At 41.8% G+C, this 25,042-nt stretch carries 14 protein-coding genes; 5 read left to right on the forward strand and 9 right to left on the reverse strand.

Translation table 11 applies throughout. The annotated features are described in order from the left end of the window. The first annotated feature begins 191 nt into the window (after positions 1–191). Together H6G32_RS11670 and H6G32_RS11675 are read left to right on the forward strand one after the other, a co-directional pair. Entirely contained in the window at positions 192–1,100 is a 909-nt protein-coding gene (locus tag H6G32_RS11670) for a polysaccharide deacetylase family protein (RefSeq protein ID WP_190458292.1), read from the forward strand. A gap of 339 nt (positions 1,101–1,439) precedes the next feature. Next, positions 1,440–1,736 carry a hypothetical protein gene (locus H6G32_RS11675; RefSeq protein WP_190458295.1) on the forward strand — a complete coding sequence of 99 codons (297 nt, stop codon included), beginning with the start codon at positions 1,440–1,442 and terminating at the stop codon, positions 1,734–1,736. 782 nt (positions 1,737–2,518) lie between these two features. Here the strand turns inward: H6G32_RS11675 and H6G32_RS11680 are convergent. Both H6G32_RS11680 and H6G32_RS11685 read right to left on the reverse strand, forming a co-directional pair. Beyond that, positions 2,519–2,905, reverse strand: a complete 387-nt coding sequence (locus H6G32_RS11680) for a response regulator (protein ID WP_190458297.1) — start codon at positions 2,903–2,905, stop codon at positions 2,519–2,521. Next, on the reverse strand, positions 2,902–7,017 hold the full coding sequence (locus H6G32_RS11685; RefSeq protein WP_190458299.1) for a response regulator: 4,116 nt from the start codon (positions 7,015–7,017) through the stop codon (positions 2,902–2,904). The genes H6G32_RS11680 and H6G32_RS11685 overlap by 4 nt, the downstream gene beginning before the upstream one ends. 520 nt (positions 7,018–7,537) lie before the next feature. On the opposite strand from H6G32_RS11685, the gene H6G32_RS11690 reads away from it, so the two are divergent. Together H6G32_RS11690 and H6G32_RS11695 are read left to right on the forward strand one after the other, a co-directional pair. Next, a complete protein-coding gene (locus tag H6G32_RS11690) occupies positions 7,538–8,074 on the forward strand; it encodes a universal stress protein (protein WP_190458301.1) in 537 nt (178 codons plus the stop codon). A 447-nt stretch (positions 8,075–8,521) separates the two neighbouring features. Then, positions 8,522–9,760 carry a hypothetical protein gene (locus H6G32_RS11695; RefSeq protein WP_190458302.1) on the forward strand — a complete coding sequence of 413 codons (1,239 nt, stop codon included), beginning with the start codon at positions 8,522–8,524 and terminating at the stop codon, positions 9,758–9,760. A gap of 120 nt (positions 9,761–9,880) precedes the next feature. Here H6G32_RS11695 and H6G32_RS11700 read toward each other — a convergent pair whose 3' ends face one another. The 4 genes from H6G32_RS11700 to H6G32_RS11715 all read right to left on the reverse strand — a co-directional run bounded on the left by H6G32_RS11700 (position 9,881) and on the right by H6G32_RS11715 (position 17,061). Continuing rightward, complete coding sequence (locus H6G32_RS11700; protein ID WP_190458334.1) at positions 9,881–10,318, reverse strand: RrF2 family transcriptional regulator; 438 nt, start codon at positions 10,316–10,318, stop codon at positions 9,881–9,883. Between the two features lie 580 nt (positions 10,319–10,898). Next, entirely contained in the window at positions 10,899–11,351 is a 453-nt protein-coding gene (locus H6G32_RS11705; RefSeq protein WP_190458304.1) for a hypothetical protein, read from the reverse strand. A gap of 173 nt (positions 11,352–11,524) precedes the next feature. After that, a complete protein-coding gene (gene pgmB / locus H6G32_RS11710; protein WP_190458306.1) occupies positions 11,525–14,509 on the reverse strand; it encodes a beta-phosphoglucomutase in 2,985 nt (994 codons plus the stop codon). 32 nt (positions 14,510–14,541) lie between these two features. After that, positions 14,542–17,061: a sucrose synthase gene (locus H6G32_RS11715; RefSeq protein WP_190458308.1), complete on the reverse strand. Its 2,520-nt coding sequence runs from the start codon at positions 17,059–17,061 to the stop codon at positions 14,542–14,544. Between the two features lie 1,361 nt (positions 17,062–18,422). On the opposite strand from H6G32_RS11715, the gene H6G32_RS11720 reads away from it, so the two are divergent. After that, entirely contained in the window at positions 18,423–18,731 is a 309-nt protein-coding gene (locus H6G32_RS11720; RefSeq protein ID WP_190458310.1) for a HetP family heterocyst commitment protein, read from the forward strand. Positions 18,732–18,973: 242 nt separating this feature from the next. Here H6G32_RS11720 and H6G32_RS11725 read toward each other — a convergent pair whose 3' ends face one another. The 3 genes from H6G32_RS11725 to H6G32_RS11735 all read right to left on the reverse strand — a co-directional run bounded on the left by H6G32_RS11725 (position 18,974) and on the right by H6G32_RS11735 (position 24,882). After that, entirely contained in the window at positions 18,974–19,357 is a 384-nt protein-coding gene (locus H6G32_RS11725) for a beta-lactamase hydrolase domain-containing protein (RefSeq protein ID WP_190458312.1), read from the reverse strand. A gap of 84 nt (positions 19,358–19,441) precedes the next feature. After that, positions 19,442–19,597 (reverse strand): hypothetical protein, encoded by a 156-nt coding sequence (locus tag H6G32_RS11730; RefSeq protein ID WP_190458314.1) that lies wholly within the window; start codon positions 19,595–19,597, stop codon positions 19,442–19,444. A 629-nt stretch (positions 19,598–20,226) separates the two neighbouring features. Then, entirely contained in the window at positions 20,227–24,882 is a 4,656-nt protein-coding gene (locus H6G32_RS11735) for a PAS domain S-box protein (protein WP_190458316.1), read from the reverse strand. Between the last annotated feature and the right edge of the window lie 160 nt (positions 24,883–25,042).

The raw sequence follows: 25,042 nt of genomic DNA on the forward strand, positions 1-25,042 counted from the left end.
GTGGTCTAAATAAATGAAAACTACTGTAAGTTGCTTTACTCTATAGGTTGACTGTTATTGTTTTATGCAAGTTTAGTAATTACTCCTAGGTAGTAAGTAAACATACTTAAGGTAACTCAATTACTTGAATAAAAGAGTACACTATTCTCAATCAAACCCACAAAATTCATAACGGAGGAACTACTAGCAAAATGGCTGATAACCAAGATCATAACGTCGTTGACTCACAAAAGCCTAAAACTTTTCCTCTTAGTTTAGCTTTAGTATTCATCATGGGTCTTTGCATCATCAATTTAAGAGATACTCAGCCAATAATCCCGATTTTTGGATTTCATGGAATTACTAATCATAAAAATTCTAATTTGCCATCTCAACAAGAAGATATGGACTACCCTCAACAAGATTTAGAGAAACTATTAAACTATTTAATTGTTCATGATTATTGGTTTCTCAGTACGCAAGATTTGTATGATTTCTATTTAACAAAATCAAAAGAAATCCCTGCTACACATCGCTACAAAAAGCCAATTATGCTTACTTTTGATGATGGATATAAAACAATATCCACAAATTTACTACCTCTGTTGTCGAAGCTGGAAAAAAAATATAAGCAAAAAGTAAAAGTTGTTTTATTTATCAATCCTGGTACTTTAGCTAGTGACAAGAGTGTTGCTTCAACTCACTTAGGATGTCGGGAATTAAGAGAAGGATTGCAAAAGGAATTTTTTGATATTCAATCTCATGGTTTAAATCATAAAAATTTAACAGAAATTTCTCGTCCCCAGCTAGTTAATGAATTATTACGAGCAAGGATTGAACTGAGAAAATGTACCCAAGATTTAGACCCAGACCAAAGAGTAGCATCTCATCTGGCTTATCCTTATGGGGCTTACAATAAACAAGTAGAATCCTATGTTTTTAAATATTATTTATCGAGCTATCTATATAATAATGAAATTCTAGATTCTAGTTGTTTAACCAACTACTATAAAATTCCTCGGTTAATGGTTAACCGCCACAATTCAAACAAGGAACTAATAAAGATGGCTGAAAATTTTAAACTAAATCAAAAGACTTCAAAACCTAAAATCAAATGTTGATATGCTTTAAATGCCTCATCTTTTAAGTATATTTAATCTCAAATTATCTACACCTGCCTGATAGATTTTTTGCTTGTACTAATTTTATATGAGGCTGGGCTTTATGCACTTTGGGGTAATTTATCAATTGTCCCAGAGCGCATATATCTTTGGGTGAACCCTATAAGCATATTTTAAAAAATAAATGTATTAGAGTTAAATTATTTTATGTATTGCTACCAAGCTACCCTTTGTTATGATATATTTAACTTTGCTATTAGTTCTAATCATTTTTGCAAACGTAGTTGGTAAATAGCTGAAGTTTCAAAGTCTTGAATTATCATTACAGGAGGTGCATCAATGCCAAGTATTTTGAAAATAAAAGATAATGTTGGCACTACTACTTTCAAGCAAAGCTCGCAACAAGTCAAAGACCTCAAAAAGGCTGATCCCACTTATGTAGCTAAAGCAGGTACGCTATTTTTTGTCTCATCTATTGATCGTGGTTCTAGTGATTCTAAAAGTTCTAGTTATTACGGTGGTGATCACTGGAAAGTGACTTTTAAGGACAAGCTTAAACCTCAAGAGGGCAGTGATCCTTTACAAACTTGGTTTGTTTATAGAGATCATGTAGAAGAATATAGGCTTATACCTTAATTCTAACCAGATAATTTTGGATCTGCTAGTTACATGGTTTTAAATAAGAGGCTTGTAACTAGCTCTATTAATTTATTGAAAATTAAAATTTTGCATCGGTAGTTTGTTACTTGTCATAGCGTTTTTTTTATGAAGATGCGCTTTTTTCGTCACTGTAGAGACGTTATATGTAACGTCTCTAGGACTTATGAATTGACAAAAAATCGTAAATAGGACTTAGAGGATGTTTGAAAAGTCTAATTTATTACTTAAATGGGCGATTGAAAATCGCGCGCCACTTGCTTCAAGTCGGCGGAGCCGAAGGCAGTCGCTTTATGCAGGCGTTCCCGTCCACCGCGCTGCCTCCCCAACGCAGTGGCTTGGCTACACTCCTACTTTACCCACCGACCTGGGTTTGAAAACCTTGATGTTTCATTAGTCCGCGCAGGCGGACTTTGTTTGTGTAGTAGCGAATTGTATTCGCCTAAAACTGATGCATCCTACCTGTAGTGTGCGTTTCCTAGCGCACAATCTATAGAACTTTCAATCAATAAAACTGATGTTCATATTTACTAGGACTTACTTCCTTTGGAAATTCATCCTAATTTTGGGCTTTTTTAAAGGTGTTCGGATGCGTCTCTTTACGCATCCTACCCGTAGCGTGCGTTCCCTAATGCATGGATTAAGATTTTCAATGAATAATAACAGCCTACATATTTAGCATTTTTTGTCAATGTGTAAGTCCTAGGCCAATTCAACGGACATCATATAAATAATCTGATGGAATTTGACGGTGATAATTATTATTTTTCCCAACTCCAACCAAGGACAGTAGCTACTTGACTAGCTAATTCTAGGGGTTGGAAAGGTTTGGCGATCGCAGTCTTTATCCCCATTTGGGCATAGCGCTGACGATCAGAAGCCTGAATTTTAGCAGTTAACAAAATCACCGGAATCGCTTTCGTAGCTGGATTTGCTTGTAGTTTCTCAAAGGTGGTCAGCCCATCCATATCTGGCATCATCACATCCAGCAAAATTGCATCTGGTTGGTAAGTCTCAGCTTGAATTATGCCCTCTTTGCCAGAACTTGCCGTTAATACTTCCCAGCCTGCAAGAGTTTCTAAGCAAATCTTGGCAACTTCTTGAATATACTGCTCGTTATCAACCACTAGAATCCGTTTTACTGTCATGATTCCCCTTCCCCTTGTTGGTTTTGAGTAATTCGCCCCAGCAAATCCATCACCCGTTGTTCAAATTGTTGGATTGTGACTCGCCCTTTAGTCAAAAATTCTGTATGTCCTAATTTAAGTCGCTGGCGTTCCGACTCGTCTAGATCCTTAGCTGAGTAAACGAATACTGGGATACTACAAAGCTGATTGTGCTGCTGTAGCCAATCTACTACTGTAAACCCATCGCTCTCCGGTAGAATCAGATCGAGAATCAGAACATCGGGATTAACTCTTTGACTCAGACGGATAGCCTCCCTTCCAGTTTTGGCCAGGAAAGTTTCAATCTCATGTCTCTCAAACAAAGTAACCAGCAAATCTGCTAAATCATCATCGTCCTCGACAATCAGAATTCGCACTCGCTTTGAGGGTTCAGCGATCAATTGTCTGAGAGACTGTAACAGGCAGCTCTCTTCAACTGGCTTACTCAACCAATCCACAAAGTCTGCACTAGGTTGATTCTTTTGGCAAGGTTTGTAGACACTACAAATCATAATCGGTATGTCTTTAGTCTCTTCCCGTTCTTTTAATACTGCCATTGTTTCCCAACCATTCATCCCCGGCATGAGCAAATCTAGCAAAATTACGTCTGGATTTTGATCCACTGCTTGAGCGATCGCTTCCTCACCAGTAGCAACTGCGACCACCCGATATCCCCTTTGTTGCAGTAGAGTTTGTAAATCCGTACGAATTACCAAATCATCATCACAGACTAACACCAGAGGTGAGTCCTGAGTTATCCGCTCTAAGTCCTGAATATCGGAGTTTTCTAATTCAGCACTTTCGGGAGGCTCTATAATAGGTATTGTAAAGTAAAAATTACTACCCTTGCCCAAAGCACTCTCCACCCAAATACGTCCCTCATGTTGTTGGACAATGCTCTTGGAAATTGCCAAGCCCAAACCAGTACCTTCATGGTTGCGTGAATCTGAAGAATCAACCTGTTGAAACCGTGCAAAAATACTATCGAGTTTGTCAGCTGGGATGCCACGTCCAGTGTCTTTGATAGATAACAAAATTTCATTACCTTGTTGTTCCGCTATCAGCCAAACCGTAGATCCAGACGCCGAAAATTTAATGGCATTACTTAGCAAGTTAGTCAGGGTTTGGACAATGCGATCTGGGTCAGCCCATAGCTGAAGGGATAAACTGGAAATTGATAGAGTCACTCCTGCTTTGTCGGCGAGGGGCTGCAAGACATTCACCGCTGACCCAATGAGGTCAAGTAGATTGCAGGATTCCCGTTCCATTTTCACCTCACCCGACTCAATCCGCTCAATGTCTAAAATATCGTTAATCAGGCGGACTAAGCGCTCGGTGCTATCAGTGGCAATTTGTAACAAGCGTTTTCCCTGCTCCGAGTCTGTGGGCAGCAAACCACTGGCTAACATTCCCAAAGAGCCGTGAATCGAAGTTAGAGGCGTGCGGAGTTCATGACTCACCACAGAGACAAACTCATCTTTCATCCGCTCAATTTGCCTGCGTTCCGTTATATCACGTAAAATTACCGTATAAACAGATTCATTTTCTAATCCTAATTTAGAGATAGAAGCCTCAGCAGGAAATTCTGTACCATCTTTGCGGCGACCAAATATCTCCCGCCTTTCCCCCATTCTGCGAGCCGGATTTGGGGATTTATCAAAATCAACTATATGTTGACGATGGGCGGCGGAAAATCGCCCTGGTAACAGTAAGTCAAGGTTTTGTCCAATAACTTCTTCGGCAGAGTAGCCAAAAATTTTTTCTGCACCTTTGTTAAATAAAGTGATGCACTGACTGCTATCAATAGAAATAATCGCATCATCGGCAATACTTAAAATCCCTTCAAACCGAGATCGAGAAATTCGCAATGCCGACTGTACCCGCTGGCGCTCATCAAGTTCTGACTGCAACTTTTGATTAACGCTAATTAACTCACAAGTGCGCTCTGCTACTCTTAATTCCAGTTCGTTTTTAGCATTATGGATATCTGCCTCCATCTGTTTGCGTTGAGAAATGTCGCGGGCAACGACTTGAACCGCTGGTTTAGACTGGTAAACAAAGGGAGCTGCCACTACCTCTAGTTCCATCACCGTTTTATCCAGCCTGATCCACATTTCTTCCAATAATGAAACTGGCTGTTGGACTTCTCTCAGGTATGTAATCCGCTCCTGTACCGCTGCTTGAGAGATGGGATGTACAAAGTCAAGTACCGATTTGCCTAGTAGTTCTTCGGCTTGTGTTGCACCAAGCAGCTTGATGGCGGCACTGTTTAAAAAGACAAATTTGTCTTCGCTTTGGATAAAAATTGCTTCCGGGCAGAGTTCTACTAACTGTTGATAGCTGGACTCGGTCTGCTTGAGTGTGGCCACTGCCTGTTGGCTAGAGCCTCTGTTGGGGTGTAGCCTATGGTAAGGATTTTCCACTTCGGCTACGGGAGTTTTTGGGGTTTGGGCCATGCGCCGTAGCAGTTTCACTCGCTCCAAGCGGTTGATGATGCGGGTAACTAGTTCTGGGCCAATGATCGGCTTGCTGACAAAGTCATCAGCACCAATGCTAAATACCTGATTCACAATCTCGGCATCATTATGAACAGTGAGAAACAAAATCGGCAACTCACTCCAGCGCGGATCATTGCGTACCACCTGGCAAAGTTCAATCCCATTGACATAAGGCATTTCTACATCCAGAATCAGCATATCTGGGGTCACGGCTTCCAAGGTTTCCCAGAACTTCCGCGGGTCATTGAGAGCGATCGCATTCAGTCCCCAAGGACTGAGTAAGGTTTGCAACAATGCCAGAATTTGCGGATCATCGTCTACAACCAAGATTTTTGCTTCCCCATGGGGGGCATTTTGCAGCACTTGTGTCTCTGCTTCTAGCACCTCGGCTGTGAACATTGGCTTGGGGGTTACTTCCAGGGGATTGGTAAAATCAGTTTGGTCTGTTGGCAACTGTCTCCCTAAAATACCATCGCCCTCAACCACCAACACCAAGGGAGGTTCATCGGCGGTGGGCGGCGATAATACCGCTTTCTCGTCGTTACCCTCAATTTCTTGACGCATTAGCTTGACCCAAATTTGCAGGTGGCTGCTCTCAGATGGACTCAAGGTTTTACCAGATTTCAACAGCAGTTCAATTTTCCGTGCTAGCTCTGAAGCCCAAGTCAAGCCAAAAGTGCCTAATGATCCCACCAAGCTATGAGCCTCTTGGGCTGCTGACGATCGCAATTCTGGATTGAAATACTCAAAGTTGCAAGTTTCGGCAGCTTGCTCCAACACCCTCATCTGTTCGTCCACCCGTCCGCGAAATTGCTGCCAAATTCCCGCAATTGCTGCCAGTGTTTTCTGCTGTTTAGATAAGTCTGATTCTGGTTGTTTTGTCTCTGGCAATTTGGAATGAGCGCTTTTTCCCCCCTCCAATTCCTGGGGCTTTAGGCGATAACCAATCCCATAAACTGTTTCAATCAAATCACCAGGTGCTCCCACAGATTTTAGTTTCTGCCGTAACCCTTTAATATGGGTGCGAACGGCTTCTTCACCCGGTGTGTCTTCATAAGACCAAAGATGCTCTAAAATCATGCCGCAGCTAAACACCCGGCGGCTGTTTCGCAAAAATAGCTCTAATAGAGCATACTCTTTTGGCGTCAGGGAGAGTAGATCATCGGCATAGGTGGCTTCACAACTACTAGGGTCTAACCGTAAACTGCTCCATTCCAGAATAGGTTGAGAAGTTACCCCACCCCGGCGCAATAGCGCCCTGACACGAGCTACTAACTCTTCTTGCTCAAAGGGTTTAACTACATAGTCATCGGCACCAGCATCTAGCCCAATCGCTTTTTCGTGACTACTATCGCACCCTGTTAATAACAAAATTGGTACTTGCCGACCACTAGACCGGATTTTCCGACACAGGCTAATGCCATCTAGTTTCGGCAGCATCACATCTAGCAGTATTAAATCATAATTGTAAGTTTCAATTAAATCCCAAGCTGCATCTCCATCAGAGGCAACTTCAACAGCATAGTTTTGGTCAGTGAGAACGGCAGTGAGTGCATAAGCATTTAACTCGTCATCCTCTACTACTAAAATCTTCATATTAAAAGCTTTTTTGAGGGTAATGGTTTGAACAAATGATTATGAGGAAAAACCGGAAATTGAAAAATTTCTCAATTACAATAGTGAGTTTTGAAGATATCTTCTAGGATTAATCTTAATTAATAAAATTCAACTCTTCGCGGCGAGAAGTCCCCCACGATATGTTGCTAGCAGCGAACTGAGTCATCATCGGCAATGCAGACAGATCAACTTTTTTATACTTATAAAGGCAAATACTCTCTGGGTATTTTGACTGGGAATTAGTCTGTGCCTTAATTACAAGTATAGGGTATTGAGTCAATTGTTTTTGGCTATCCTCACAAGTTCCTCAACTTTTTCTCCGATAATTAGCTGATAAATACAACAAGTTTATAACTGAGTCACCCAGCAGATTTGCCAAAACACTAATTGAAAACTTTAGGGTTCTACGCCCAATTAATGTAAAAGTAATATTTTATACTAATTAAGCGTCTAGGAGCTAGAACCTGCCATTACCAATTAGAAAAAAACGGAGGTCTATATGTTTAACAAGATTCTCGTTGCATTGGATCGCTCAGAAATGGGCCAGCAGATTTTTGAGCAAGGGTTGGCTTTAGCAAAGGTAACAGCAGCTAGCTTAATATTAGTGCATATCCTATCTCCCGAAGAAGAAGGTAGTCCTGATCTACCTATATTGTCTAATTTTGACTACTATCCAGGATTGACTGCTCAAACTTTCGAGTTATATCAACAGAACTGGGAAGCGTTTAAAACAAAAAGTTTGCAGATGTTGCAATTTTGGGCCGCCCAAGCCAACACAGCAGGTATCAATACGGAATTTAGACAAAGCTATGGTAGTCCTGGGCGGATTATTTGTGACATAGCCCGGAGTTCGGGTGCTGACTTAATTGTCATGGGGCGTCGGGGACGCACTGGGCTAGCAGAAATATTTCTCGGTAGCGTAAGTAACTATGTTTTGCACCATGCTCCTTGTTCAGTGCATATTGTCCATATACCAGTTAGTGCGACTGCCAATGAAGTCGTCAAAGAAGATACAATCAATCCTGGTGCTGCTTAAATATAAACACTTAGTTTAGGGCGATCGCCTACTCATCCCTTTTGAAGCCTGTGCTGCCACTGGCAATAATAAATATTGAATAGAAATTTACCCTCTTTTTAGGCTTTTTTGATGGTGGGCAGCAATCCTACTTCTAGGGTGCGTTCCCTAACGCACAAACCATGATTTTTATTGACACAAACCATACCCCATATTTGCTATTTTCTGTCCGTTAAGTCCTATATTCCTAACAACCAAGCATGTAAAGACTTACGGTGAACAGATTCTTGGCGCTCAATTCCCAGTTTAAACAATCAAAAATCAACCTGCTAGTGCCCAAAATGGATGCAACATTAACATAATTTTGTCAAAATGCTGCCTTTCCTCACAAGTTCCTCAAGTTTTTGTCCTAATTTAAAACATAGAGTCATCAGCAGCCATATAACAACTACAAAGGAGGGCAGAATTATGTCATCCCTGAATTTATTAGCTGTTTTCAATCCCTCGAATTACTGGCGAGGTGGTCATATTTCTATACCCTGGCAAGGGATTGCCCAAAAATTTCAAATCTCACCAGAAGAAGTGGTGTTAAGCGATCTGCGGGATCTTTCACATACACCGATACCTGCTCAAATTGACCGGGTTGACCCTGATGATTCCGCCGGCGATACTCTGGTTTTTTCCCTACCAAAGCTGATGCCCCCAAGTTCAGAAGATGATGTACTAGCTTCAGGTTTCATCAGAGTAGACCGAGGTCAGTCCATGCCTCAAGGGCTAGGTGAGCCATACCTAGAAGTGGTTTACGGGTCGGATGGGCGGGAGCGTGGGGTGAGACTTGTTAATAAACGTCTGATTGTCTGGTTTAATTTGATTCCTGCACCTGAAGACAATGGGCGGAACTGGTTTTCTGGTTCAGCTACAAGTGTGCAGCTTGACCATTTAGAAATTCTCGATCCTTTCCGCTCGGTAAAGGGTGAATGGCTGGGCCAAGACCCGGAGAAGCGTTGTATGCAAGTGAGTACTCTGCAACTACCAGGTCCTTCTCATCCTAAATCGCCTTACTATCAAGTTTCTCTGTTTAATCATGCTTATCGGCTGATATCCCAATCTAGTGGCCCTGTACGCGCCACCATCACCATTGCTTCAGAACCGTTTGACTATATGGGTGCAGATCCGGTTACAGGTCATAACCGTCATTTAGTATGCGAACTCTATCGGGTGATCAGTTTGTATGCTGGTGCAGACTACCTGATTGAAGAACTGTTTGTCAAAGGGAAGCCCAAGGCTAAAGAAGATTTGATTGTAGACGGGCCAGAATTAGTTCATCTTCCCTTTGGGCTGCACTATTTTACTCACATGAATCTGGGAAAAACCCAAGATATTGAGCAAGTATTCCCTGTACCTGATTGGGTTGCTGTGGGTTCTACTGCTCCCCCTTATGCGGCTTACGGCTTGGCGACAAATTTGCATATAGAATCAATGACACACCCCCACGAGGGTAAACAAAGTTGTTTCTCTTGGCAGTTGTTACCTGGGAAGTCTGCAAAGTGTTTGCACATGTTCATGCGCGGTCAACCAGAAGGATTTGATGCTAAGGTTGGTCATTCTTGGTATGAATCAATCTACAAGCCCCTAACGGCAGAAGTCTACCAGGATATTGAGGTAGCAAGCCAAAAAATGGCAAATGAACGATTAGTTAATGTTTGAGGCAACAAGTTAGGGTTGTGGCGATCGCTATGGGGGTGCTGTTGCCCAACCATCCTACAAGGGCGATGGGCTACGCCGCGCCAAGGGCGATCTCACACCCTCGGCTGCCAATTTTGTGTGTTAAATATAGTACATCAGCTCTCTTCGTTCTTTAGATGCTCGCCGTTCACAAAGGTCTTGGAGTGTATATTTTTGTAAAATGGCATTAGCCGCTTGACGTGCTTCTTGCCAAACATCCTGAATCACCTCACCTTCTACTGTTTGGTGATGGTAATCGAAACTCGATACAACTGGATCTAAACCTTCCATACAGTTCAAAGCTTCTAGTAGGGTAATTTTTCCCGGTTCCCGCGCTAGAACATAGCCACCTTTAGCGCCACGTATGCTCTTAATTAGACCTTTACGCCTTAAAGTTGCCAGCAGTTGTTCTAAATAGCGACTTGGTATATTTTGTAGTACCGCTATCTCTCGTATTTGGAGATGTTCTCCTTTAGAGTAGCAGGTAGCTAATTCTAACAGGGCGAGAAGTGCGTATTCGGTTTTATTAGAGAGTTCCACAGGCTTAATGCTATAAATTGCCACCTAAAGCGGCAAAATCGTTGATTTTCTGCTCTTAGCAGAAGCTGAGAGAAAATTACAACTCAACTTTTGCTAACAGGTTGTCTATATTTTAAAGGTTAACAACCATAGAAGCAAACAGTTTGCTTTGTCATCAGGATAAATAAAAATGCTGGATTAACCTGAATTTAACCTGGAGAGTTCGTTCAAGCCCTTCCCTACGGGACGCCAAAGGCGAATGGGGAGTTAAAAATTCAAAATTCAAAATTCAAAATTCAAAATTAACATCCCCATAAATAAATTTAGTTGCTCTGAAGCCAGGACGCCGTATTTCTCGTGCGGCGCGTCTGGTAAATACATTTTTTCTTCTTTTCCATAAATGAATTCATTGGCTCTGTATGCTTTTTTTATTTTGTGCCTCTTCCTCCAGGAGCTACGAAGACAGCGGAGCGTGCCGTAGGCTCTATTTTTCATTTTTAATTGGAGCGTAAGTGCAAAGCGCAGGCTCCGCCAACGCGCGGCGTCTCCTAGAGGAGTGACGGTCATGTTAATAGGGTAACAGTTAACCGCGTCGTAGCAGTTAAGTGTGGGATGATGTTAGCGGTTGTTGCAAATTGCCACCCCGGAATGGTTGTCGCATCCATTGAAAGGCGACAAAGTTTAATAACAAGCCAATCAAAAATAACAGCACCATCAAGGTAATTTGATACCAAATAACCTGTGGGAGCAGCAAGTCCATAACCAGATGAATTAAATTCATGACGCTATAAAACACAGTCAGTCCAAAATGTATCACTCGATAGGGTTTGGAATGACTGAAACAAGTAGCAATTATTGCCAACATTGGTAGGACAAAAAAGCCTAACATCAACCACATAATTCCCGAAATATCACTGAGTGATGTGGCTCTTTGAGATTCAATCACAGGTAATCCGTGGAAAAGTGGCATTAAACTTAGTTGGGTATGAAACAGCATTCCGAATAAAAAAACTGTCCATAGAGCAATAATTTTTTCCTGATTATTAATTGTCATATTCCCCGGCTAATACCATTTTGGATTTTGGATTTTAGATTTTGGATTGGAAACAACTTGGTGTATCTGGGTTTTCTCTGTCCATCCGCCGCCATCATTTTTCTTTCTTGGGATAACTCCTTTTTTAGGCGAAAATAAAAAAATGGATTTGCGCCAAAATAAGGTTACAACCTTCAGGAATTTGGATTGCAACTGATTTTAGTGATATTTTTTCTCACCTTTGCTGAGGCAACTTGATTTAATTTGGCTTGTATATCTGCCCACTTAATGCCTGCTAAACTAGGCAATACAACATGAGCAGCGCCTACTCTCTCAGGTGGGCCAAGTCCTACAGCCCACATACCAGCAGCTAAAGCCGCCTCAATACCTGCGGCGGCATCTTCGACGACTACACATTGATTTGGTGGGAGTCCTAGCTGTTTGGCGGCGTAGAGAAATAGGTCAGGTGCTGGTTTGGGTAGCTGTACACTATAACCATCGGCGATCGCATCTACCTGATCACCAATCCCCAAAAGCGAAATCACCTCATGGGCATTTTTGCTGGCTGAACCGATAGCAATTTTAATTTTATTTTGCCGCAGATCATCTAAAAGAGCGATCGCACCTGGTAACAAATCTTTTGGTGTGATGTTTTGGATAGACTCTAGATAGTAACGATTTTTGCGCTCCATCATTTCCTGAATTTGCGCTTCTGAATATTGCCTTTCCCCGATCATCCGCATCAATGAAGCCCGACGAGAAACACCCCGCAAGGCTTCGTTATCTTCTCGACTAAAAGGTATACCCTCTTCATCTGCTAACTTTTGCCAAGCTAGATAGTGAAACTCTGCTGTATCTGTTAAAACCCCATCTAAATCAAAGATAACGCCCCGAATATCGACAAAGTTGGGACGCAAATCAAACTCATGCCATGCACCGCGCCAGTGTAGCTTAAACTTGAGGCGTGTCCAGCCAAGAGGCAGATGGGGATTGGCTATGGGGCCATTTTCGGTTAATTGGATACCACCAAAACCCAAAACTACAGCCTGCCATACACCCCCAGCACTAGCCCCGTGAATCCCTTCATTGGTGTTACCTCGGCGATCTTCGAGATCCACCATTGCTGCTTGCATAAACCGTTGATATGCTTCGATCATTTTACCCAAATCTGAGGCTAAGATGGCATGAATTGCCGGGCCTAAAGAGGAACCATAGGTAATATCTGTGCGCGGTGCGTAGTAGTCCCAATTTACCGATAATGTTTGCAGATTGTAGGGGAATTCTGCTGATTCTCGCATTAGATAAAGCAACATCAACACATCTGGCTGCTTTAGTACCTGGTGCTTATTGGCTCCCTCAATGCCCAGAATCACTTGCATTGAGCGATCGCGTGGTTCATAATCTGCCAAGTTGATATCTGCTAATTGAAAAAATCCCTCAAACTGCTCAATTAATAACGTTGCGGGGTCATAAAGAAGCAAAATTTTGGCGATAATATCTTGCCAGTGTCTTCGCATTTCTGAAGTAATTTGCAGTTTATCCTCTAAGTCAGCAGCTCGTTGGGGAAAAGTATGGCGCAGCCAATCATCAATTAAAAGTGCTTTTTGCAGATGCCATTGCACCATCCGGTTAGTGAAGGCGTTATTGTGGACAAACTCGTGATATTCATCCGCACCTATCACCCCACGCAGCTCATACTGTCCAGATTCAGGATTACACTCAACCCGACTCCCCCAAAAAATAGCGGTATCGAGAATCATTTCTGCGCCACAGTCTCTCATCCACTGATCATCACCAGTTACTTGCCAGTAGTACCAAACAGCGTAGGCAATATTTGCATTGTTGTGAATTTCGCGATCGCGACACCAAATCCGCACATCTTCACCATAAAAATCGCTAGGGAGTGACCACCGCGGTGTCACCTCATCCCCCGTATCAGCGCTTTCCCAGGCAAACATCGCCCCTTGATACCCAGAATGAGCAGCTTTGCGCCTAGCTCCATTTAAAGTATTGTAGCGGTAATTGAGCAAATTGCGGGCTATGGCTGGTTGGGTAAAAATAAAAAATGGCAGGATAAAAATTTCTGTATCCCAAAATATATGCCCGCGATAGCCAAACCCCGAAAGAGTTTTTGCGGGAATACTCACTTGATCATCGTGTCTAGGAGCAGCAATCAGCAGTTGAAATAGATTGTAGCGAACAGCAAAAGCAGCTGTACTATCTCCCTCAATTAAGATATCGCTGTTTTGCCAAACCTCATCCCATGCTTGTTTATGGCCATTGAGTAGGGTTGTGTAGTCGGGTAGTTGGGCGAGTTTTTCTCTGGCTGCTGTGACTGGAGACTCAATATCCCGCGAGGTAAAAACTGTGACTACCTTCTCCACCGTCACTGTTTGAGGGGATGGGCTAGGGCCCCCAGGATGCGATTGCACCTTAAAGGTAGCGCTCAAGGTAGGATAACCGGGTACAGTGGTGACTTGCAAGGATGCCTCAGTTCCTAATATTGTCATCCTTGCAGCCATGCCAATATCAATCCGGGAGTTGCGGGTACGGCTGTGCAACCATATCCCGTGGTCAGTTTTACCTTGGTCTATTTCTTCCCAATGATTGAAACCCTGATTTTCTGGATAGCCGTTGATGCTGGCTTGAACTTCAATTGAGCCATCAAAATTTATCGGTGTTAGTTGGCAGCGTTGTCCTAAGACATGCTCATCTTGTAAACTGGCAAAGCGTTCAAAATAGATATCTATAATATGGCCCTTGGGGCTTCGCCAACGTAAGGAACGGCTGAGAATGCCATGACGCAAATCAAGCTGTCGCTGATACTGTAATATTTCCCCCAAATCGAGACGAAACCGCTCGGCTTCTCTCCGAGACGCTCCGCGAACGCGCACTGCCTCTAAAGGAGATTCACTATTAATTGTTACGACCAATGGTAACCAGTCAGGACAGTTAGCCAGTTCCGTGTACACCACAGGCACTTCATCATAGACGCCGTTGATCAAAGTAGCTGGTAATGACCGAGTATAGCCTTCCTCAAAGCTGCCCCTGGTGGACAAATAGCCATTACCAATGGTGAAAATAGTTTCTCTAGAATGTGACTGTCTTGGGTCAAACTGGTTTTCGATTAATATCCAGTCTGTATAATTAAAAGAGCGAGAATGATCTGTTATATCCATCTTCATAGTTCCAAATAAATTCAAAAAAATATTTATTTTTGAACTTTGTGTTTTTTATTTTGATGTGCCATCAAAACCTGTTCTGACCTAGGTTTATAAATCAGATGAAATAAAACTTCCATATAGCGATCCCTGGCTTCGTTATTTTCTGGGCATACAAAATTCCAGAAACTAAACATTTTCGCTAGCAATAACAACTGATTGGTGTGTAACTCCCAGTTGTACTTGTGACGAATTCGCTGAATCATCCATTCTGAAATTTCCAGCCAGTATTCAGGATGAGCATCGCATTTATCCAGAAAATCCAAAAGTTTCTTCGCCGTTCCTTCTAAATCCGTTGGATTGAGGTGAAATCCATTATCTCGATCTTCGATAATTTCTAAGGAGCCACCAAATTGAGTAGCAAAAGTTGGCAAGCCAGAAATCATCGCTTCCAAAATACTCCTACCAAAAGATTCAAAGCGGGCAAAGTGGATAAAAATTCCCCGACAATCGGCAACAACTCGGTAAGCTTCGCCCATTTCTCTGCTAGGGAGGCGCATCCCTAACCAGCGGATATTTCCGTAGAGGTGATAATTATGAATAATGTCATGGAGTTTTTGAATTTCTTCTGCTTCTCCTGAATTTGTGGCCTCAGATGGATGCAGTTTACTCGTTAAAAGAATCAGATTACAGCGCTCTTGCAATGCCTGACTTTTACCAAAGCATTCAGCCAAACCTGTAAGATTTTTGATAGCGTTAATCGGAGAAACAGCCAATATTGGTCTTTTGTTGGGGTTATTTAAGTAACCAAGAATTTGAGGATTTTCTGTTTTAAAAAGTAAGTCGTGAAATCGTTGACTGAGGTTGGAATCTCGGTCTGCTGTTTGGCTGTAGGGGAAGAAGATATGCTCACTTACTCCTGGTGGCACTACGTTGAATTTAGGACTAAACAAATTAATCCCATCAACGACGTGATACAACTGAGGCATGGTAAAACACTTATAGGATTCATACTGTCCCACAGTGTCAGGTGTGCCAACAATTTCTTGGTAAGTGGAAGTGATGATAAAATCAGCAGCATTCATGCTGATTAAATCGGCAGTAAATTGAGCCGAGAAGTGGTATTGATCTTCTAAGTCTTGCCAATATAGGCTGCTAAAAAGATATTTAGGCTTTTCTAGGGAGTGGGCAATGTTGCATTGAGTGACTTTCAGGCTACGGGACAGAAGAAATGCCACTAAATTTCCGTCGCTGTAGTTACCCACAATTAGATTAGGCTTGCCTTTAAATTGAGCTAGTAGTTGTTCTTCGGCGTCAATGGCAAATCTTTCTAGATATGGCCAAACCTCAAATTTAGAAATCCAGTTATTGGTAACTTCTGGATTAGCTCCAGTAAAGGGAACGCGCAAAATCCAAGCATTTTCTGTACCTTGGACTTTTTCTAGGGGTAGGTTACAAAATGTCCCTTCGCAGTTAGGAATTAATCGGGTGAGAATAATGACTTGGGGTTGAATGCCTAATAAGTCAAGTCCCGCAAGTTTAATGTCTGCACGCAGTTTGTTTTCTAAGCTGCGAGCTTGTTCGAGGACATAGATAACTTGACCGAGTGTTTCATCTCGTCCTAAAACATCCTCTTGAGCTACCCAGCCATGTATAGAAATGAGGACGACGCGAAAGATGACGGGGACGCGGGCCACAAAGGCTTCAAGTATGGCAGGTTGTGGGCTGTCAATCAGTCTGTCCAGGAGTTGAAGGGTTTCGCTGACTCGTGCCACAGTGTTACCCCAACCTGGTTCTAAGCCGAGTTGTTGCAGGTCAAAGCGAAATTTTTCGTAGGGTTCGTTAGGGGGGCGTTGGCTAAGGAATTTCAGCGCTTGGTGAATTTGTTGGGCTAGCTGGATACCTGATTTAATGCGATTGTTGAGCAGTAGGCGAATGCCGTCGTGACGCAACCCATGTATTGCTTGAAACAATATTTCTAACCAATACTGGGGGTCAGTTAACAATTGATTGCACAGATAGTGGTTGAGGAAGGCTAGACCTTGACCAATGTTTCTCGGATCGCTGATTGTGGGGGAATTTTCGTAAAAGGGATGGAGGTCTATTTCTAGAATGTGCGGTTGGTAGCCGTTGATGAGGCGATGGGCTTCTCTCCGAGACGCTTCGCGAACGCCGCGCTGGAAGCGATGGGCTTCTCTCCGAGACGCTTCGCGAACGCCGCGCTGAAAGCGATCGCGCACATCTAATAATGCCTGGGGTGTCATCATCTCAAAACTAGTCAAATCCTCTTTAATTCGCCAAACCTCTTGGCTAGCAATCCGAGGACGAATCACAAACCAAGTACTTTCCTCGTCTAAAATTATTTCATGGGTATACTCTATGAGTTTGCCAATAGAAGAAGAGTGGTAAAAATAAGCAGGCTTTTGGAATTGGTGACAGTAGTCAGCAAACGCTAGCAGAATCTCATTTCTCAAAAGGTAACGCTTACCTGTAGCAGTTAAGGTAAATATTAACTGTCGCAGTGCTGTTTTTTCATCACTGTCTAAGACAGATTGAATCAGTTTATACATAATTAATTCTCAAAATCTAGCTAGGTCACGACCTCTTTATCTCCTCAACTACCGTGGTTATAGATCACGGGTTTTTGAGGTACATTCCCTACTGCATATAGTAAATTCTCAGAAAAATCCTCGCTTCTAGCTCTGGTATGAACCCTTGGGGGGATTTCCTAGTGATGGAACTATTCAATTAGTACTAATCACGACGATGCTATATCCAGGTTGGGAAATTTTTACTATTTATAGTGCGTGACTTTGTCAACTTCTAATGTGTCACTTTATTAAATGGCTAAATATTTATAAGACATGATTTTGTCAACTTCTAATGTGTCACTTTATTAAATGGCTAAATATTTATAGGACATAATTTTGTCAACTTCTAATGTGTCACTTTATTAAATGGCTAAAATATTTAATAGTGCATAGTTTTGTCAATTTCTAATATGTCAGTTTATTAAATGGCTAAATATTTATAGTGCGTGATTTTGTCAACTTCTAATGTGTCACTTCTTCATCTGTTTGCTTTGACATATTTTTTCAACCTATTTATTTCATTAAGAAAATGCCAATTTGGCTACAGTTTTCAGTAAACAATAGTATTCTGCTAAATATGTATGATAGAATCCTTAGTGTTCAATGTGTTCGGGTCAAACAATTGACATTAAAAGCTAAGGTAATTAGAACTTACCTAGACTTTTAATGAGGGTAATGGGTAATATGCAAAGTAAGAGTTATCAACGCTTAAATGTCTGCTAACAAACCTCAAAAATCCCCAAGCAAAAATTCTGAAAATCACTAGATGATAACTACATTCAAAAATCGACATTGTACGATTACGGTCTAGCCTTCCAGCAAAATCTGCACTGCAACTTATCTATTTAAGGTAGCTAATCAAGACAAAGCAACCATGAAGTTAATAGTATTGTGTTTCCTATTTTGAATGTCTGTCGATATTTAAAAGACAATTTCTGGCTTTGCTAAATTGTAGCTACTAACTAGTGCAGCATGGCGAAAATAACTAGCCATTCAAAAAAGATTCATCCATCTGATAAAAACCTGCAATATCCCTTCTGACTCCTGCCGAATTGCGCTAGCTAATGTACCTCAGGTACAAACAAATTTCAATTTTTGTTTTTTGTTAATTTGCTAGTTGTAAAAAAGTTTTACTTGATTCGTATTTAGAAAATGTATTCTATGGGTTTCAATTTTATTCCATAGAACTCAATTTCAACTCTGAGGTTTAAGGCTGGTTAGACAGCTACCTTGGAAATCATCAGCACTGCCTCAATACAGATTTTCTGCTATTAGGCAACTCTAAGAATGTGGGATCAATTTATCAACTTCCAATTAGGCAAATTATATCTAAGCTACCCATGAATTACCAACTTTCTTCTTCTCCAAACAATTTACTTGGTTCTATTACACCAGAACAATTGAATCAAGTTATCGAAGCTATAACTGAGGGTAGATATTCCTGGGCTTGTGTATTGATTTTGCGGTTCATTGGTTATAATCCACTCCACTACATTCCCCAAAGAACTTACAGTCGTTTAATCAAAGAAAACAGACAAGTTATGAATCCACCTGCATCTACAAAACAGAAATTAGCAGTAAACATGAAATCCTCGATGAATAGCTCTATTCACAGAGATTCATCTAAGGTTTTAAGCAAAATTAATTAATCTGGTTCTTGAGAATCTGCTGATAAAAAACTGCTTAGTACTCAATGCTGAGTACTAAGCACAAAAAATAATTTTGTTGGACAAATTCTTGACATTTGTGAACACAAAGATACCCGACTTCTCTAAGAAGTCGGGTATCTGAGTCACTTTATGTTCACAAATCAAATAGGATCGCTATATGATAGAGAAAATAGTTTGTGTTTTATTTACAATAAATTAAATTAGAATTCACAAGCTTATAACTAAAATATGCCAAATTTGATAGTTTTTTGTAATGATTTTTCAAAGTCCATTCCCTGTTGGTTGGCGATAAATAATAATGCTATTGCTGCTGAACGCATGGAATTATCACAATGTATAAGTATTGGTTTCGGTAGTTCACTAATTACCTGGAATAACCGGAGTGCAAATTGATAATCTATTTCTTTAAGTTTGCAAGGGAGATTAGAATAGCACAATCCTAAAAACTCAGTTTTCTCCTGTTCAATTTTCCACCAACCATTTTCATCTGGGAAGCGTAGGTTAAGCACAGACTTGTAACCATGATCAGCTATTTGTTGTAACTGTTCTGGTGTAATTTGTCCAGCGATTGTTAATTCATTATTAATCTTCCTAACAATATTCATTGTACTTATTTTTTTAGTGAGAAGTGATGAGTTAGACAAGATTTGTAGCTAACTCAAAACTCAAGTATGGGGTTAAGAGAAACTTCAGATATCTTTTTTATTCACAGACACGTATTCAAAAACTTTAACTTTTACCATTGGGTAGTTATTATCGCCAGAAGCTAAAATGTAGTTGACTACTTGTTGAAGAACTTCTTTCATTGATTGCAGAATTTGGTGTAATTTTGTATAGTCAGACATAACTTGGGTTCCTTGATAAAAAACATATCAGTTGCGGCTAAATAGTCTACTTGCTGACTAGCAACAAGTGTGATGTTTAGCCAAGGGGGATGAAAAATTGCTTATGTTAGCTCTAAACTCAATTTAGAAAAACAATTTGAGGAACTTGTGAGGGAATGTCCAATTGGGGCAAAATGAGCGATATCCGCTTTTAATCTCTTGCCGATATCTGATCTGTCCAAAGTTGTTGCATTGAATTGAAAAAATATTTAATTAATTAGGATTTACATATTGACAAAAAATGCTAAATATGAATATTAGTTTTATTCGTTGAAATTCCTATAGATTGTGCGTTAGGAAAGGCTAGGGATAGGATGGGTAAAGAGATGGATAATTTTGAATTGGAGTGTAAGTAGGACTTGACGGACAGAAAATAGCAAATATGGGGTATGGTTTGTGTCGTTAAAAATCATGATTCGTGCATTAGGGAACGCACCCTACAGGTAGGATGGGTAAAGAGGCGCATCAAAAAAACCTGAAAAGACGGTAAATTTGTAAAGGAAAGTAAGTCCTATGTAAGGGCAAAGTACGCCCTAAGCTATAAGCTCAGGGTTTTGTAGAGAAGTGACAGTTAATTTTTAATTGTTTAACTATTTTTTATTGCTCAGTACATGATTTATATTTTGCAATAATTCCTTGGCTGTGAAGGGTTTTGATAAATATGTTTGCACTTGAGTACTCGCAGGTTGGGTAAAGACCTCTGTTGGATTTAGTCCACTAAAAGCAATAATTTGCACCTTTGGGTTCATTTTTTGCAAAGTCCGGATGGCAGTGTTTCCATCCATTTCTGGCATCATCATATCCATTAAGACTACGCTGATTTCATGCTTGTGTTGGGCGTAGAGTGCGATCGCTTCGATGCCATTACTAGCAGTAAGAGTTTGGTAGTTGTTGTTTTCGAGAATGATTGTAGCAATTTCGCGAATTTGGGTTTCATCATCTACAATTAAAATCAATTCTCCCTGTCCTTGAGGCACTTCTATGTCATCTATACCTAAGACTTGGGTGGCTTCTACGGATGGCAAATACAACTTAAACTGAGTGCCTCTACTAATTTGGCTAGAGACATTAACAAAACCGTTATGGCTTTTAATAATTCCCAGGACAGTTGACAAGCCCAAGCCCGTACCGGTGCCGACTTCTTTTGTGGTGAAAAATGGCTCAAAAATTCGATCTAATATTTCTGGCGCCATCCCAATTCCTGTATCCGCCACACTAATCACAATGTAATGTCCAACTTTAGCATCAAGATTCATTTGGGCATAGGCTTGATCAATAAACATATTTTCTGTAGAAATGCTGATCATTCCGCCCTCTGGCATGGCATCACGGGCATTTACTACCAGATTCATCAGTACTTGATGCAGTTGTGTGGCGTCTCCAGAAACAGCCGAGAGGTCTTCCGGTATCTGTGTGGTCAATTCAATAGATTTGGGAAAAGTCTGCCTGGCAATTTGAATAATTTCCGCAATCAGGTGCTTGACTTGGACTATAGTGCGCTCACCTTTAAATCCACGGGCAAAGGATAATACTTGTTTGACTAAACCTGCCCCGCGTTTAGAGTTACTTTCGATGATCGTTAGCAGCTGGTGATAGCGCTCATCATTCTGGGTATATCTCATCTTCAGCAATTGCGCTGCTGCCATAATTGGCGTCAATATATTATTCAAGTCGTGGGCAATGCCACCTGCAAGAGTACCGAGGCTTTCCAGTCGCTGGGCGCGGAAGAACTGCCCCTGAAGTTGTTTTTTTTCTGTAATGTCGGTGTCAACAGTGAGGATGGATTTTGGTTGCCCTGTATCATCATGCATCAGTGTCCAGCGGCTTTCAACGATTATTTCCTGACGCAATTTGGTAAGTTTAGATAACTCACCCTGCCATGAGCCAAACTCCATTACGGCTTTCAGAGATGCGCTCTCTTGTTGCCACGAAGTTTCTGAGTAGAATAGCTCGTTGGGATTCTTGCCGAGGGCCTCATGAGCTTGCCAACCATATAACCGCTCTGCGCCTCGATTCCAGAATAAAATTTGGGTTTGTAAATCTCGCACAAAAATCGCGTCTGTGGCGATATCAAGTAGCGCCGCTTGCTCACGGATTTTCTGTTCTGCTTGCTGGCGTTCGCCCAGGGCAGCTTGCTGTTCAGTGATGTCAGTAAAGGAAATAACTACCCCATAAAGGGTAGGAGGGTCGTTTTGGTGAAACAGCGGTTGGGAATTCATCGAAACCCAGTTTAATTGTCCGTTGGGTTTGTAAAATCCCATGACGACGTTGGCAAAGGATTCACCTGTTTGTAAGGTTAATGCTAGTGGATAAGTGTCACTAGGAAAGGGAGAGCCGTCTTCATGAATGCTAGGCCAATAGTATTTCCAAGGGGCGTGGCCGATCATCAAGTCGGCGGTAAGCCCAAGAATGTTTTCAGCGCTAGCATTACAGGCGACTATGTTGCCATCCGCATCCAAGAGCACAATACCCTCTCGTAAGGCTGCCACAACTGAACGATAGCGTTCTTCACTTTCTCTGAGTGCTGCTTCTGCCTGTTTGCGTTCGCTGATGTTTCTAGTTGTCCCAATCATCCGCATCGGCTGGCCTGTGTCGTTATAGTAAACCTGACCTCTGCCGTTTAACCAATGTTGGCTACCATCGGGCCAAATAGCCCGATATTCAATGAGAAATTCAATTCTTTGCTCAATGCTGCGTTTTACAGCCTGAGAAAAAGCTTCGCGGTCTTGGGGATGGATTAAATCCTGAAAGTCTTCAATGCTAGGACACAAGGTGCCGCTGGGCAGACCATAAAGTGGTCCCATATTGGGAGACCAAACTTTGTCCTGGGTGAGGAGGTTCAAGTCCCAGATCCCCATATTGGCAGCTTCTAGAGCTAAATTTAGTCGTGCTTCACTTTCTCGCAGTGACTCTTCTGCCTGCTTGCGCTCGGTGATATCTTCGGCAATGCCACCATAGGAATAAACTTTTCCTTGTTCGTTTCTCATGGCAAAGCCGCGATCCCAAATCCAGCGCACTGATCCATCAGGTCGCAAAATCCGATATTCTAAATCGGTGGACTCACCAGCGCGTTGCCGCTCCAATTTGGCAATTACGCGATCGCTATCTTCTGGATGAATTGCATCTATCCAGATCCTAGGATCGTCGCGCAAACTTTGGCGAGTGCGCCCCCAAATTTTTTCATAAGCAGGATTCACATACAGGTTATCTCCTGACTCTAGGTTGGCAATCCAAATAAGTACATGGCTATTTTCGGCAAAATGACGAAATTTCTCTTCACTTTGCCGCAGTGCTTGCTCTACCTGCTTGCGCTCAGTAATATCTTCGGCAATGCCACCATAGAAGCAAACCTTCCCTTGTTGATCAAGCTTGGCAAAACCGCGATCCCAAATCCAGCGCACTGATCCATCAGGGCGCAAAATCCGATATTCTTCATCGGTGGACTCACCAGCGGTTTGTCGCTCTAATTTGGCAAGTACGCTAGAGCGATCGTCTGGATAAACTGTGTCTAGCCAGATTTCAATGTGGTTGTGCAGATTCTGGCAAGAGCGTCCCCAAATCTTTTCGTAAGCAGGACTAGCATAGAAGACTTCCTGGATTGAATTTGGATTAGCAATCCAGATAACTGCTTGGGTATTTTCGGCAAAATGGCGAAATTTCTCTTCGGTCTCCCGCAGTGTGTCCTCCATCTGCTTGCGGTCAGTAATATCTCTGCCTACCGCTTGCAACTCAACAATCTCTTCTGTTTCATCCCTAATTGCGGCTACATTCCATTGAAAGTAGCGCATACCATTGACTGTGAAGGCACGTTGCTCACCAGTGGTCAACCGATAGGGGGGCGATGAGATCAGCGTCATATTTCCCCATATTTCCGGCAGATCATCTGGATGGAAAAATTGAAATAATGACTGACCGCGAAACTCCTCCAGTTGCAAGCCGAATGCTCGACACGCCGCAGTATTAGCAAATGTAACTCTCGACTGCAAATCAACCCGGACAATCAAGTCCGATTGGTTCTCAACAAGTTGGCGATACAGTTTCTCACTCTGCTGTAATGCTTCCTCAGCACGTTGGCGCTCAGTGATTTCTTGTTGCAACAACACGTTAGCTTGAGAAAGTTCTGCTGTGCGTTCTGCCACCCGTTTTTCTAACTCATCAGTAGCTTGGCGCAGTGATTCCTCAGCCTGTTTGCGTTCGCTAATATTGCACAGCAACCAACGCCAGCCAATTTGCTTACCTTGAGAATCATTAACAGTAGCTACCTTGATACTAGCTGGGAAAGTTTGGCCATCCCGTGGCTGAATTAAAACTTCCCAGTATTGTAAGTTCTGCAAATTATGCAGTTTAGTGATAAATGTCAGGCGATCTTCTTGAGCAATAAACACAACTAATGGTTTACCAACCAAATATTTTGGGCGCACAGAAAGCAGGTTTGCTGCTGCTAGGTTAGTTTCTTTGATAATGCCCTCTGCATCGGTGACTAAGTAACCCTCTGGCGCAAACTCAAACAAATCTTGGTAACGCTGGCGCTCTAATTCGGCGATTTCACGGGCAACTGCTAGTTCTTCGTTTTGTTGCCGCAGTTCCTCTTCCACAACTTGGAGTTCTTCTAGAGTCTGCTGAAGTTCTTGGTTAACTTCAATGAATTCAGCCGATTCTGCCTCTACCCATCGCCTTAAATTAGTTTGAGTTTGGCAGCGTACCGCCTCTATTTGTTGATTGTCTAGCTTTAATTCAACTTGTGGTTGTTGTAAATTTTGCTGCAAAGCTTCGACAACACCAGCCATTTTCATTAAATCAAAGGCTTGGAGCAAACTCGTCTCAGTCACCATTCCTACCAATTTTCCCCTATCGTCCACAATCGGTAGATGGCGAATTTGATGCTGACGCAATAGTGACAAAGCTGTGAAAATATCCTGAGTACCTGATGGGGTCAAGGTGATTAGTTGCTGGCTCATCACCTCGGTCATTTTTATCCTGGAGAAGTCCATTCCAGAAGCTGTAAACCTAACTATATCTCGCTCTGTGAGTATGCCTAATAACTGTTCTTTTTCTACTACCAAAACATAGCTAGTTTTTTGCTGACTCCAGAGGCTGGAGTGAAATGATGGAAAGCTATTGCTTCGTTCCTGATTCATCAAGGAAATAGCGTCCATTACATTACTATCAGGGCTAATCGTCAAGGGAGAACGATCAATAACATGATATAAAGTAGGCAAATCAATCAGCTGATCGTTGAATTGCATAGCTAGTTAGTCAAATTTAATTATCTTATTGACATCAGAAGAATTTAGCGAAACTTATAATGAGAATAGTGATGTAAATCCTCATTTATTGAGGTCAAATAACTTATTTTTCCAATTTATGCGTGAATTCTGCCATCCTCATCTTACAAATCTGTATGTA

Origin of the sequence: Cylindrospermum sp. FACHB-282, assembly GCF_014697195.1 — a bacterium.
GTDB lineage: Bacteria > Cyanobacteriota > Cyanobacteriia > Cyanobacteriales > Nostocaceae > Cylindrospermum.